At 71.3% G+C, this 13262-nt stretch carries 11 protein-coding genes and 1 rRNA gene; 6 read left to right on the top strand and 6 right to left on the bottom strand.

The annotated features are described in order from the left end of the window. A 5S ribosomal RNA gene (gene rrf / locus AB0J53_RS44025) occupies nt 1-82 on the top strand; the annotation flags it as partial. A gap of 150 nt (nt 83-232) precedes the next feature. Here rrf and AB0J53_RS44020 read toward each other — a convergent pair. Then, complete coding sequence (locus AB0J53_RS44020; protein ID WP_364184012.1) at nt 233-1711, bottom strand: phosphodiester glycosidase family protein; 1479 nt, start codon at nt 1709-1711, stop codon at nt 233-235. Between the two features lie 278 nt (nt 1712-1989). Here AB0J53_RS44020 and trpS point away from each other — a divergent pair, with 278 nt between their 5' ends. Further along, nucleotides 1990-2952, top strand: a complete 963-nt coding sequence (gene trpS, locus AB0J53_RS44015; RefSeq protein WP_364184009.1) for a tryptophan--tRNA ligase — start codon at nt 1990-1992, stop codon at nt 2950-2952. On the opposite strand, the gene AB0J53_RS44010 is transcribed toward trpS, so the two are convergent. Genes AB0J53_RS44010 through AB0J53_RS44000 form a run of 3 tightly spaced genes read right to left on the bottom strand, consistent with a single transcriptional unit; the run spans nt 2912 to nt 6364 of the window. Next, nucleotides 2912-3961 carry a methyltransferase gene (locus AB0J53_RS44010; RefSeq protein ID WP_364184006.1) on the bottom strand — a complete coding sequence of 350 codons (1050 nt, stop codon included), beginning with the start codon at nt 3959-3961 and terminating at the stop codon, nt 2912-2914. The two genes, trpS and AB0J53_RS44010, sit on opposite strands and share 41 nt — an antisense overlap. A gap of 25 nt (nt 3962-3986) precedes the next feature. Continuing rightward, nucleotides 3987-5609 carry a PucR family transcriptional regulator ligand-binding domain-containing protein gene (locus tag AB0J53_RS44005; RefSeq protein ID WP_357593576.1) on the bottom strand — a complete coding sequence of 541 codons (1623 nt, stop codon included), beginning with the start codon at nt 5607-5609 and terminating at the stop codon, nt 3987-3989. Nucleotides 5610-5665: 56 nt separating this feature from the next. Next, a complete protein-coding gene (locus tag AB0J53_RS44000; RefSeq protein ID WP_364184001.1) occupies nt 5666-6364 on the bottom strand; it encodes a TetR/AcrR family transcriptional regulator C-terminal domain-containing protein in 699 nt (232 codons plus the stop codon). Nucleotides 6365-6434: 70 nt separating this feature from the next. On the opposite strand from AB0J53_RS44000, the gene AB0J53_RS43995 reads away from it, so the two are divergent. Further along, on the top strand, nt 6435-7877 hold the full coding sequence (locus AB0J53_RS43995; protein ID WP_364183999.1) for an MFS transporter: 1443 nt from the start codon (nt 6435-6437) through the stop codon (nt 7875-7877). Here the strand turns inward: AB0J53_RS43995 and AB0J53_RS43990 are convergent. Next, the gene (locus tag AB0J53_RS43990) at nt 7874-8575 is read right to left on the bottom strand and encodes an alternative oxidase (RefSeq protein ID WP_364183996.1); all 702 of its coding nucleotides are present in this window, start codon (nt 8573-8575) and stop codon (nt 7874-7876) included. The two genes, AB0J53_RS43995 and AB0J53_RS43990, sit on opposite strands and share 4 nt — an antisense overlap. A 219-nt stretch (nt 8576-8794) precedes the next feature. Further along, nucleotides 8795-9067, bottom strand: coding sequence for a WGxxGxxG family protein (locus AB0J53_RS43985; protein WP_219509881.1), 273 nt, complete (start codon nt 9065-9067; stop codon nt 8795-8797). Nucleotides 9068-9313: 246 nt separating this feature from the next. Here AB0J53_RS43985 and AB0J53_RS43980 point away from each other — a divergent pair, with 246 nt between their 5' ends. From AB0J53_RS43980 to AB0J53_RS43970, 3 genes are all read left to right on the top strand, one after another. Next, complete coding sequence (locus AB0J53_RS43980) at nt 9314-10594, top strand: aspartate aminotransferase family protein (RefSeq protein WP_364183992.1); 1281 nt, start codon at nt 9314-9316, stop codon at nt 10592-10594. Then, nucleotides 10591-12096, top strand: a complete 1506-nt coding sequence (locus AB0J53_RS43975) for a CoA-acylating methylmalonate-semialdehyde dehydrogenase (RefSeq protein WP_357593570.1) — start codon at nt 10591-10593, stop codon at nt 12094-12096. Before AB0J53_RS43980 ends, AB0J53_RS43975 begins: the two co-directional genes overlap by 4 nt. 61 nt (nt 12097-12157) lie before the next feature. Then, nucleotides 12158-13255: an extracellular solute-binding protein gene (locus AB0J53_RS43970; RefSeq protein ID WP_364183989.1), complete on the top strand. Its 1098-nt coding sequence runs from the start codon at nt 12158-12160 to the stop codon at nt 13253-13255. The last annotated feature ends 7 nt before the right edge of the window (nt 13256-13262 follow it).

Raw genomic sequence — 13262 nt, 5'->3', positions numbered from 1 at the left:
CATTCCGAACCCGGAAGTTAAGCTTCCCTGCGCCGATGGTACTGCACTCGGGAGGGTGTGGGAGAGTAGGTCACCGCCGGACAATTTTTTAGAGAGGGCCCCGACATTCAGTGTCGGGGCCTTCTCTGCGTTGTATAACGAAATTGGGCCCTCGGGGGTGATCCCGGGGGCCTTTTCGCGTTCTGGAGACGAACCGGCCCTGCCCCTCGAACGGGGCAGGGCCGGAGGGTGGTCAGCGGGGCGGCAGGACGAGGAGGGCGTCGCCGACGGCGCGTTCGCGGCCGTCCGCCGGCTGGTTGACGACCTTCTTGCCCACGACCATCGCCGTCGACCCGCCGCCGTCCAGGTTGATGGCCTGGGTGGCGCCGAGCCAGCGCATGAGCTGGGCCGCCTCGGTGAAGCTCGCGCCGACCGTGATGCCGGGCTTGCGGCCGTCGATGGTGGCGAGGATGAGGCTGCCGTTGCGGGTGGTGCCGAGCAGGGTGCGAGGGTGGCGGCGCAGGATCATGTTGACCGAGTCGTGGCCGTCGCGCTTGGCCGTGATCTTGGTGCGGCCGTTGCGGACCAGGCCGACGCCGCCGGCGACCACGTGAAGGTCGGGCGTCAGCTTGATGGTCTTGCCGGTGCGCAGGTCGGTGAGCTTGGTCAGCACCCGGACGCTGCCGCCTTCCACGGCGTGCTCGGCGAGCCAGTCGGCCGCCGCGCCGCTGCCGTGCAGGACGCGCCCGCCCTTGGGCACCGCGTAGCCGGAGGCGCGCACGCCGACGACCTTGCCGGCTGCGTCGAGGACGACGTCGGCGCCGCCGTTCGCGGGGGTCTTGGCGCCGTACTCCTCGGTGTAGAGGACGAGCTCGTCGGTGGCGGCGGCGCGGTTGACGCCGGCGACCGGGGCGCGGGCGCCGTCCTGGGAGACGGCGGTGACGGCCGACTTGAGCTCGGTGATGCGTGCCGTACGCCCGCGCAGGACGACGGCGGAGCGGCCGGGGACGGCCTCGCTGAGCAGGCGGCCCGCGACCACGGAGGCGCCGACGGGCTCGCCGCGCAGCTCCTTGGCGGTGTGGATGTTGAAGAAGCCTCCGTTGATGGCCGCGATGGCGCCCTGCGCCTTGGCCATCGCGGAGACGGTCTCCCGCTTGGCGACGCTGGTGCCCAGGGAGGCGGCGTACGAGCCGCGGAACGTGCGGGCGTCGATCATGACGACCTTGACGTTCCACGGGCCGGTGGTCTTGAGGCCGTCGTCGCCGAGGTAGTCGGTCTTGACCTTGAGCCCGGCTTCCTTGAGCTTCTTGGCCGTCTTGTCGGCCTCGGCCTTGTCCTTGAAGGACCACAGGCCGACCCGGACCATGTAGATCTCCTGGGCGGGCGCGTCGGCGACCTGCGGGCGGATGACCTTCTGCAGGCTCGCGGTCTCGCCGGCGGCCTCGACCTCGGCCACCCTGGCCTCCGCGGTGGCGCGGGTGCCGTAGTCGCGGCCGCTGGGCATGAGCACGGTCACCGTGTAGCCGTCGGTGGCGCTGCCGGCCTTCACGTCGTACAGGTCGATCCCGGGCGCGACGGCGGTCATGGTCTTGGTGGGCGCCGAGCGGGGGCCGAGCGGGAACTTGGCCGACGGGAACTTCACCGCCACCTGCTCCGCGGCGGCGCCTGGCACGGTGGTCACCGTGAACGTCGCGGCCATGGCCAAGCCGGCGACGATGGTGCGTCGAGACATCAGAACTCCAGAGGGCGGAAAACAATCCGACCCATCCTGACGTGATCTTGGTCCCGGGGTCCTCGAAACACGCCAAACGGTGGAAGAGGTTACGAGATTGACACCGGGTATGGCTGGCATCTTTGATCCGCCCATACAATGGGTGCATGAAGCGCATCAGCATGTGGTGGTGGCCGCGAGACGGCCACTGACATCCGCATGCACGGGCCGTCCTCAGGGCGGCCCGGCGCGACGGGCTCCTCCCTGGGACGGCATGAACACCTCAGGAGGAGCAGAGCATGAACCACGTCGTTCTCACCGGTGACCGCCCGACCGGGCCGCTGCATCTGGGCCACTACTTCGGCTCGCTGGCCAACCGGGTGCGGCTGCAGGACACGTACGAGATGTATGTGTTGATCGCCGACTATCAGGTGATCACCGATCGGGATCTGCCGGGGGCGATCCAGCAGAACATCGACGCGTTGCTGCTGGACTACCTGGCGGTCGGCATCGACCCGGCGAAGGTGACGATCTTCCAGCACAGCGCGATCCCCGAGCTCAACCAGCTCATGCTGCCGTTCCTGAGCCTGATCTCGGTGGCCGAGCTGGGGCGCAACCCCACGGTCAAGGACGAGATCGCGCACAGCAGCCAGCAGGTGGTGAGCGGGCTGATGTTCACTTATCCGGTGCACCAGGCGGCCGACATCCTGTTCTGCAAGGGCACGCTGGTGCCCGTCGGCAAGGACCAGTTGCCGCACGTGGAGACGACCAGGCTGGTGGCGCGGCGGTTCAACGAGCGGTACGGGCCGGTGTTCCCGGTGCCCGAGGCGATGATGGGCGAGCAGCCGCTGCTGCCGGGGCTGGGCGGCGGCAAGATGAGCAAGAGCCGGGGCAACGCGATCGCGCTGTCGGCCACCGAGGACGAGACGGCGGCGCTGATCCGCAAGGCGCCCACCGACTCCGAGCGGCTGATCACCTTCGACCCGGAGAACAGGCCGGGCGTGGCGAGCCTGCTCACGCTGGCGTCCCTGTGCCTGGGGCGGACGCAGCAGGAGCTCGCCGACGAGATCGGCGACGGGGGCGCGTCGCGGCTCAAGGCGCTGGCGACCGAGGCGGTCAACGAGTTCCTGGCCCCCATCAGGGCGCGGCGCCGCGAGCACACCGTGGCGGAGGCCAGGAAGGTGCTCGGCGAGGGCAACGCGGCGGCCCGCGAGCGGGCGATCAAGACGCTGGACGAGGTACGTGCCGCGATGGGGTTCTAGCGAGGGCGAGCTGGGTGACGGGGGAGCGCCAGGGGCGGCGGTGGCGCGGCCGGTCGAAGCCCGCCTCCCGCAGCAGGTCCGCGACCTGTGAGAACGCGCGCACCCGGCCGCCGCCGGCGACGAGGTAGTTGAGGTCCAGCAGTCGCATCAGGCCGCGGCTGGCCCGCCCGGGTAAGAGGCGGTCGCCGAACTGGTCGCCGATGGCCACGACGCCGCCGGGGTTCAGGGCGGCGGACACCCGGCGCAGCAGCGCCGCCGTCTCGGCGTCGTCCAGCAGGTGGATGACGTTGAACAGCAGGACGACGTCGTAGCCGCCGCCCAGGTCACCGTCCAGGAACGAGCCGGCGCGCAGCGTCAGGCGCGGGTGCTCGGCCGCCGACAGGAGCGCCTGCGGCAGGTCGAGCACGGTGGCGCGCAGCGCCGGATGGCGGCGCAGCAGCGCCACGCTGTAGAGGGCGTGGCCGCCGCCCACGTCGAGCAGCCGCCGGGCGTGCCGGGGGACGGGGATGGCGCGGGCCGCCGCCGGGGCCTGCTGCCCGGCGAGCGCCGCCGTCCACGCCTGGAACGAGCGCGACAGCTCCGGGTCCTGCTCGGTCAGCGTGTAGAGGGGGACGGGCGGCGTGCCGTCGCGGACGGCCTTCTCGGTCTCCGGCCAGATCACGCACGCCGTACGCTCCCAGAACGTCAGTCCCTCCAGCAGGCTGGTGGCCGAGCCGGTGACGAGCCAGCGGCGGGAGGCGCGGGTGAGCGCGTAGCGCCCGCGCCGCCGGCGCAGGTAGCCGAGCGCGGCGAGGCTGTCGAGCAGCACCCGGGCGGCGCGCCCGTCCAGGCCGCGGGCGGCGGCCAGCTCGTCGCCGGTCAGCGGCCCGTCGCGCAGCGCGTCGAACAGGCCCAGCCGCGCCGCCGCGATGATCGCGTGCACGCCCAGGGCGCCGAAGTAGTCGAACATCGGGGGAACGAGCGACAGCCGGTGGGCCGCCGCCTCCAGGGGGTTGTAGAAGAGGGGCACACCGCAGACGCTAGGCGGCGCGACCTCATTCGGGGCGGGCGTTGCGGCGGAACGACTCCAGGGCCAGCAGTGCGACGTGCAGCGACAGGCAGGACTCCGAGTCGTCCAGGTCGGTGTCGAGGATGCGCTCCAGGCGGCGCAGCCGGTCGTAGAAGGCGGGCCTGGACAGGTGGGCCTTCTGCGCGGCCACGGCCTTGTTGCGCCCGGCGTCGAGGTAGATGCGCAGGATGCGGGTCAGGTCGCCGCCGCGCTGGGCGTCGTGCGCCAGCAGCGCGCCCAGCTCGCGCTCGGCGAACGTCTGCAGCCTGGCGTCGTCGCGCAGCAGGTGGAGCAGCCCGCGCAGGCGCAGGTCGGGCAGCCGGTAGAAGGGGCGGCCGTCGGGCTGGCGGACCGCGACGTCGGCCACCTGCTCGGCCTCCAGGAAGCTGCGCCGCACGTCGCGGATCGACTCGACCACCGAGCCGGAGGCGAGCACGAACGCGCCGCCGGACTTCGACAGGGCGCGCAGCCGCTCGGCGAGCGAGGTCAGCGCGGGCTCGACGGCGGTGCGCGGCGGCAGCGGCAGCAGCACGCCCACGCGGTCCTGGTCGAGGGCGCCCACGAGGGCGGGCAGCCGGGCCTCGCGGCAGGCGGCGGCGGTGGCCTCGGCCAGCTCGCCGAGCTCGGCCTGCCCGTCGAGCGCCTGCTCGGCCAGGTCGGTCGGGCGGATGACGACGCTGACGAGCCTGCGGCCGGTGAGCGGGACACCGACGGCCCTGGCGCGGGCGGCGGCCTCGTCGGGGTCGGCGTAGGCGTGGGTGAGGATGCCGGTGATGATCGTGCCGTGCGCCTGGCGTTCGAGCGATTCCTGGTGGCGTTCCAGCAGGCGGCCGAGGGCGAGCGTGGTGGCGGCGCGCTCGGCCAGCACGAGCTCGCGCGGCGAGGGCTGGGCGTCGCACAGCAGGATGAGGCGCCCCCAGTCCTGGCCGCGGGCGCCGACGGTGGTGACGAGCCAGCCGGAGGCGGCGTCGTAGGCGGTGCGCTCGGCCGGGGCGACCGCGCGGGACCTGGTCTCCCAGCCGGCCAGCAGCGTGCCGGTGTCGCGGCCCGCCGACTCGCAGGCCAGCACCTGGTGGGCGAGGTTCTCCAGCAGGACCGGGCGGCCCGACAGCCGGGAGACCTGGGCCAGCACCTCGGCCGGTGAGGCGCCCTCGACCGACAGCTCGGTGAACACCTCGTGCAGTTGCTCGGAGGCGCGCAGCTCCTCCAGCTGGATGTCGATGATCCGGGCGTGGACGGCCTCGGTGATCTGCACGAACGGGGTCTCGCGGGTCAGCACGACCAGCGGCAGCCCGTGCTCCTCGGCCGTCTTGACGACGGCGCGGGGCAGCTCGTGGACGAAGCGGCGGCCCAGCTCGACGATGAGGCCGGAGACGCCGACGGACGACAGCTCGCCGATGTAGTCGGCCAGCTTGTCGGGGTCGTCGGGCAGGGCCACGCCGGTGGTGAGCACCAGCTCGCCGCCGCGCAGCAGTTGCGCGATGTCGGCGATCTCGCCCACGTGCACCCACCGCACGCGGGTGTCGAGCCGGTCCGCGCCCGCGACCACGCGCGGGTTGCCCCGGCGGACGCTTTCCAGGGCGAGGATGTCGGCGATGGTGGGGAGCACGAGGCGAGCCTATCCGATCAGCTTGTAAGATCGAGTCCGCGCAGGCTGACAATCTGCTAGGCGACCAGGCGTGCCGAGAGCCCGTCGAGCACCGCGTCGAGCCCGAAGCTGAAGGCGATCTCGCGCACCGAGTCGACGTCGGAGTTGTGCACCTCGTTCATGCGGCTGGCCAGGTCCGGATAGTCGGCCGCCAGCAGGGCGACCGTCTCGCGGATGCTCTCGTCGGGGTAGGCGGTCTCGGCGACCTTCTGGGCCCAGGCGACCTCCGGGATCGTGATGCCGAACACGTACGAGGTCAGCGTGGTGTTGGCGTAGTCGATCTCCAGCCCTTCGAAGCCGGCCAGGTGGAAGCTCCTGCGCAGGGTGTCGGCGGCGCCGAGCGCGTTGGGGCCGAGTGCGGGCAGGCGGCCGATGAGCGAGGCCGACCAGGGGTGGCGCAGGATCACCCGGCGCATGTCGTGGGCGAAGGCCGACGCGGTGACCCGCCAGGTCTCCGCCGTGGGCTCGGGCAGCCGCAGCTCGCCCCAGATCTCGTCGTAGACCAGCTCCAGCAGCTCCTCCTTGTTGGCCACGTACCAGTAGATGCTGGTCGCGCCCGCGCTCAGCTTGGCGCCGAGCCTGCGCATGCTGAGCCCGTCGAGCCCGTCGGCGTCGAGCAGCTCGACGGCGGCGTGGACGATCTCGTCGCGGCTGCGGCCGGTGCTTTTGGCGGGACGGGCTTCCCGGAGCCAGACGGTGCTGAACTGCTTGGTCATGCTCCCAGGATAATTCCACTCGCACACTGTACGAGTGTTGTCGTACAGTGTGCGAGTGGAATCGAACGCTGTGCGAGACCCCCGTCGCTGGTGGGTCCTCGCCGTACTCTGTCTGTCGCTGCTCGTGCTGTCCGTCGACGGCACGGTGCTCAATCTGGCCATCCCCTCGCTGATCGAGGACCTGGGCGCGACGCCGTCCGACATCCAGTGGATCCTGGACTCGTACGTGCTGGCCTTCGCCGGGCTGCTGCTGACGGCGGGGAGCCTGTCCGACCGGTTCGGCCGCCGGAAGTTCCTGATCATCGGGCTGGCGCTGTTCGGCGGGGCCTCGGTGCTGGCCGTGCTGTCCGGGGAGCCGTGGCAGCTCATCTGGTCGCGCGCCCTCATGGGCGTCGGCGGGGCCATCCTGATGCCGTCGACGCTGTCGATCCTGATGACGGTCTTCGACGCGGACGAGCGGCGCAAGGCCATGGCCATCTGGGGCGGTGTGGCGATGATCAGCGTGATCATCGGGCCGACGCTCGGCGGCTTCCTGCTGGAGCACTACTGGTGGGGGTCGGTGTTCCTGCTGAACATCCCCATCGCGCTGATCGCCATCGTGGCCGCGCTGGTGCTGATGCCGGAGACCCGCAGCGCCGGGCGCCCGATCGACCCGGTGGGCGTGGTGCTGTCGGTGGTCGGGCTGACCGCCGCCGTCTACGTGATCATCGAGCGGGTCTTCGACCCGGTGATCATCGCGCTGGCCGTGGTCACGCTGGGCGTGTTCGTGTGGTGGGAGCGGCGCTCGGCCCATCCGATGCTGCCGCTGCGGCTGTTCAGGAACCGCAACTTCAGCGGGGCGTCGTTCTCGATCCTGCTCATGGCGTTCGGGGCCGGGGCCGTGATGCTGATGCTGACGCAGTACCTGCAGTTCGTGCTGGGCTACGGGGAGACGAAGGCCGGGCTGGCCCTGCTGCCCTACGCCGTGGCCGCGGCGATCTTCAACGGGGTCGGCGCCGGGCTCGGCAAGAGGGTCGGCAACCGGACGCTGATCGCCTCCGGGCTGGCCGTCATGGCCGGTGGGTTCCTGGTGATGGCCACCACCACCGGCTATCTGGGGCTGCTGATCGGGCTCGTGCTCATGGGCGTCGGCGGCGGCCTGGCCGGGCCGTCGGCGTACGCGTCGCTGATGAACGCGATCCCGCTGGAGCACGCCGGGGTGGGCTCGGCCATGAACGACACCGTCCAGCAGGTCGGCCTGGCCCTGAGCATCGCCGTGCTGGGCAGCGTGCTGGCCGGGGTGTTCACCTCGTCCATGCCCGCGGGCGCGCCCGAGGCGGCCAGGGAGTCGATCGGCGTCGCGTTCCGGACGCCCGAACTGGTCGAGCCGGCCAAGGCGGCGTTCACCGACGCGATGCACGTCGGCTGCTTCGTGGGCGCCGGGTTCTGCCTGGCCGCGGCGCTGCTCGCGCTCCTCGTGCTCCGGCCCGCCGCCACCGCGCCGGACACCGCGCCCGAGCCGGTGAGCGCCTAGCGGATGCGGGGCTCGCGCATGCTCCGCAGGCTGTCGAGCTTGTGCGTCCGCTCGTCGTGGCCGATCTGCCGCAGCAGGTCGGCCACCGAGCGGTAACGGCCGTACTCGGCGGCGTAGGCGCCCGGGTCGGGGACGAAGTCCAGGTCCGGGTTGTCCGCCACGAACGTCATGTACTCGTGCTCGGCGTGGTCCTCGAACTCGGCGTTGAGCCGGTAGCTCCAGTCGGGCCGGACCAGGAACAGCACCCACGACACGTGGTAGTAGAAGAACGCGATCAGCCAGGGCGCGGCCCGGTGCAGCAGCCAGCCCTGCCGGTGCCCGGAGCGCTGCACCAGGTCCTGCATGATGAGCAGGTGCCACTGCTCGTTGTCCTGGTCGGCACGGGCCTCGACGATGCGCTCGAAGACCCGGCGGGCCAGCGCCGAGCGGCCTCTGTGGCGGTGCACCGCCCAGTAGCCCATCCGCTCCCACGCCTGGTAGGGCACCCGGGCGATGATCTCCAGCATGGCGAACTTCGTGTACGAGCCCTCCTTGCCGTACATGAGGTCCACGGGCTTGAACATCATCTTGGCCAGCAGGCTGTACTTCATGCGCGGGGTGGCGAGCGTGTCCTGCTGGGCCTGGCGGAGCTGGTCGCGGTCGAGCTTGGGCGGCCCGGGGTGGGTGGTGGCGGGGGCGTGGTCCAGGGCGAGCGTCATGCCGGTCTCCTCGGGTCTGCTGTGGTGATGACCCGATGGTGGCGGACCGGACCCGCGCCGGTCGTCGCCCGCGAGTGGGCTTTCCGGGTGCCTCCGGCGGCGTAGCCCGTACGCCGGCCGTACGCCCGCAGGCGGACGGGTGATCCCCTAAGGGACGGTGCCGGTGGACGGGGAATCCCCGTGCCGGGCTCGCCGGCACGGGGATCCCGCGCGAGGACCTTACGGGTTGCGGTGCGGCCGATTGGTCATGTGCTCGGCCGTGCCGACCTGGCTCTTCTGCTTGCGCATGCCGGTCAGGCCCAGCAGCCCGAGCAGGCCCAGCAGGCCCCACAGGCCGGCGTTGCTGCCGCCTTCGTCCCGGGTGTCGGTCGGCTGAGGTGACGGATTGACCTGGCTCTGCGCGGCCTGAACGGGTGTGTCCGCCGTGGCGGCCGCGGCCGGGGCGAGCGTCAGGAAGAAGGCCAGCCCCAGACCCGTGAGCGTCTTGCGCATTGGGTTCCCCCGATCCGGCGGTCTTACGACGGTCGCCAGACCGCCTGTCGCGTCTTCTGGACGGTGCTCCAGAAGGCTTCCCCCTGGAGGGGCGATCTCACATATTCCCTGCTAGACGTAGCCATACCATCACCCATCCCGACGAAACCTCTTCTCGGCCCCGGGTCGACAGTATGTAAGCCAATTCGGCGACAGGCCGACATCTTGCCGTTCCGGGGAACGCGCGGCAACAGCGATACTCAAGACATGTCCGAGCTTCTCGCGCGCCACAGGGCCGTGATCCCCGCCTGGGTGAGCCTCAACTACGACGAGCCCATCGAGATCGTCAGCGGCAAGGGCAACCGTGTCGTCGACGCCGACGGCAAGAGTTACCTCGACTTCTTCGCCGGCATCCTGACCAACATGATCGGCTACGACGTGCCGGAGGTGCGCGAGGCCGTCGAGCGCCAGCTCGCCACCGGCGTCGTCCACACCAGCACCGTCTACCTGCTGCGCGGCCAGGTCGAGCTCGCCGAGAAGATCGCCAGGCTGTCCGGCATCCCCGACGCCAAGGTGTTCTTCACCAACTCCGGCACCGAGGCGAACGAGACCGCCCTGCTCCTGGCCACCTGCGCGCGCAAGAGCGACCAGGTGCTCGCCATGCGGCAGAGCTACCACGGCCGCAGCTTCGGCGCCATCAGCGTCACCTCCAACCGGGCCTGGAAGAACAACTCGCTCTCCCCGCTCAACGCGCACTTCCTGCACGGCACCGACCGGCACCTGACCCAGTTCAAGGGCCTGTCCGACGCCGACTACATCCGCGCGTGCACCGAGGACCTGCGCCACGTGCTCGCCACCGCCGTCGCGGGCGACGTCGCCGCGCTCATCGCCGAGCCGATCCAGGGCGTGGGCGGGTTCACCATGCCGCCCGACGGGTTGTTCGCCGCCTACAAGGAGGTCCTGGACGAACAGGGCATCCTGTTCATCTCCGACGAGGTGCAGACCGGCTGGGGACGCACCGGCAGCGCGTTCTTCGGCATCCAGAACCACGGCGTGACGCCCGACATGATGACGTTCGCCAAGGGCCTGGGCAACGGGTTCGCCGTCGGCGGCGTCGTGGCGCGCGGCGACCTGATGGACGTCCTGCCCGCCGTCGGCCTGGCGACGTTCGGCGGCAACCCGATCTCCATGGCCGCCGCCAACGCCACCCTCGACTACGTCCTCGACCGCGACCTCCAGGCCAACGCCGCCAGGACCGGCAAGATCATCATCGACGGCCTGCGCGAGGCCGCCGCCCGCCTGCCCATCGTCAAGGAGGTGCGCGGCAAGGGCCTGATGTTCGCCGTCGAGCTGGAGAGCCCGGCCCAGGCCGCCCGCTTCATGGAGGAGACCAAGAAGGCCGGCCTGCTCGCCGGCAAGGGCGGCCTGTACGGCACCGCGATCCGCATGGCGCCGCCGCTCACCCTGACCGTCGACGAGGCCGCCGAGGGGCTCGGCATCATCGTCGGCGCGCTCGAAGTCATCAACGCGGAGGCGGCGCAGCAGTGAAGTCAGTCAAGCACTGGATCGGCGGAAAGCTCGTCGACGGTGACCCCCGTACGAGCGAGATCTTCAACCCGGCGACCGGGGAGGTCAGCGGCACGGTCGCGATGGCGTCGGCGGCCGATGTCGACGCGGCGGTCGCCGCCGCGGCGGCCGCGTTCCCCGCGTGGCGTGACACGTCGCTGGTCAGGCGCGCGCACGTGCTGTTCCGCTTCCGCGAGCTCCTGTACGCCCACCGCGACGAGATGGCGGCCCTGATCTCCGCCGAGCACGGCAAGGTCCACTCCGACGCGCTCGGCGAGGTGGCCCGCGGGCTGGAGGTCGTGGAGTTCGCCTGCGGCATCCCGCACCTGCTCAAGGGTGGTTTCTCCGAAGGGGTGTCCACCCGCGTGGACTCCTACTCGATCCGGCAGCCGCTCGGCGTCGTCGCCGGGATCACGCCGTTCAACTTCCCGGCCATGGTGCCGATGTGGATGTACCCGATCGCGATCGCGTGCGGCAACGCGTTCGTGCTCAAGCCGTCGGAGAAGGACCCGTCGGCGTCGCTGCTCATGGCGCGGCTCTGGCAGGAGGCCGGGCTGCCCGACGGCGTGTTCAACGTCGTGCAGGGCGACAAGGTGGCGGTGGACCGGCTGCTGGAGCACCCCGAGGTGCGCGCCGTCTCGTTCGTCGGCTCCACCCCGATCGCCCGCTACGTCTACGAGACCGGATCGGCCCACGGCAAGCGGGTGCAGGCGCTCGGCGGCGCCAAGAACCACATGCTCGTGCTGCCCGACGCCGACCTCGACCTGGTGGCCGACTCCGCGGTGTCGGCCGGGTTCGGCTCGGCGGGCGAGCGGTGCATGGCGATCTCCGTCGTGCTGGCCGTCGACCCCGTCGGCGACGAGCTCGTGCAGAAGATCGTCGAACGGGTCGAGCGGCTGACCATCGGCCCCGGCGACGACCCCGCCTCCGAGATGGGCCCGCTCGTCACCGGCCCGCACCGCGACAAGGTCGCCTCCTACCTCGACGTGGCCGTCGAGGAGGGCGCCAAGGTGGTCGTCGACGGCCGCGAGACGCCGGTGCGCGGCGGCGGCAAGGCGTCGGAGACGCCCGGGTTCTGGCTCGGGCCGACCGTCGTCGACCACGTCAGGCCCGGCTCACGGGTGCACGTCGAGGAGATCTTCGGGCCCGTCCTGTCGATCGTCCGCGTCGGCTCGTACGAGGAGGGCGTCGAGGTCATCAACGCCGGCGAGTACGGCAACGGCACCGCGATCTTCACCAACGACGGCGGCGCCGCCCGGCGCTTCCAGAACGAGATCGAGGTCGGCATGATCGGCATCAACGTGCCGATCCCGGTGCCGATGGCGTTCTACAGCTTCGGCGGCTGGAAGTCCTCGCTCTTCGGCGACACGCACGCCCACGGCACCGAGGGCGTGCACTTCTACACCCGCGGCAAGGTCGTCACCTCCCGCTGGCTCGACCCGTCCCACGGCGGCGTCAACCTGGGGTTCCCGACGAACAAGTAGGTTGTCCACAGGCGGGCGGGCTTCGGCTCCGCCCGCCCGGGGCCCCGGTAAGCTCCAGGGCGTGGATCTCCGACGCGCTCCCGCCCTGGCCCTGGCCGCCCTGGCGATGCTGGCCGGCACCGGCGCGGCCACGCCGTCGCCCAAGCCCACCACGAGCCCCACGCAGCGCGACGGCACCCTGCAGATCCTCGCCTACCGGGGCTATGCCGAATACGGCGGCACCAGCCCGCAGGCCAACTGGACGGGCACGTTCGAGAAGGAGACCGGCTGCCGGGTGGCCCGGCTCGACACGGTCTCCACGCCCGAGGAGATGGCGGCCCGCGTCGCCGAGCGGCCCTACGACGTGATCGCCGCCGATCCGGTGCTGGCCGCCTCCATGATCGAGGCCAAGCAGGTGCAGCCCATCGACACGGCCGAGATCGAGGGCTACGACGACCTGCTGGAGCCGCTGCGCGAGCTGGTGAGCGACTCCGGCAAGTCCTACGGGGTGCCGTTCCTGTGGGGCTACCACGAGTTCCTCTACGACCCGGAGCGGGTCAAGGGCGGCGACCTGGGCCAGGTGCTCAAGGCCGGGCGCGTGATGCTCAAGGACAGCCCGCTGACGCTGGCCGACGCGGCGCTCGTCGACGACGCCGTCGACCGGCCGTTCGAGCTGACCGCCACCCAGCTCGACCGGGTGGCGGAGGGGCTGGAGGGCCACGAGGACCGCACTTACTGGAAGAACCCGCTCGACCTGATCAAGGGCTTCGCCACCGGCTCGATCGACTACGCCCAGGCGACGCCCTACCACCGGCTGCTGCTGGAGAAGGCTGGCAAGAAGGTCAAGGCGGTCGCCGCGCGCAAGGCCACCGGGTGGGCCGACTCGTGGATGCTCGGCTCCGGAGTCACCGACACGGGCTGCGCCTACCTCTGGCTCAACCGGATGACCGACCCCGACTCCCAGCGTGACGCCGCCGCGTGGCTCGGGCTGGCGCCGGCCAATACCAAGGCGTGCAAAGGCCGCGCCAAACCGGTCTGTGAGGCGTACGGTGCGACCAGGTCACCACGGCTCGACCGCATCGCCTTCGCGGTGCGGCCGCCGGGCGACTGCCGTCCGCCGGAAGGAGAGTGCGTGGACTACGCCACCTGGACCGCCCGGTGGCGTGAGCTCGCGAAGTGACGGCCGG

This window comes from Nonomuraea sp. NPDC049725 (assembly GCF_040674795.1).
Lineage (GTDB): Bacteria > Actinomycetota > Actinomycetes > Streptosporangiales > Streptosporangiaceae > Nonomuraea > Nonomuraea ceibae.
The sequence above is the reverse complement of the archived record's forward strand: the minus strand, read 5'-3'. Positions and strand labels throughout refer to the sequence as shown.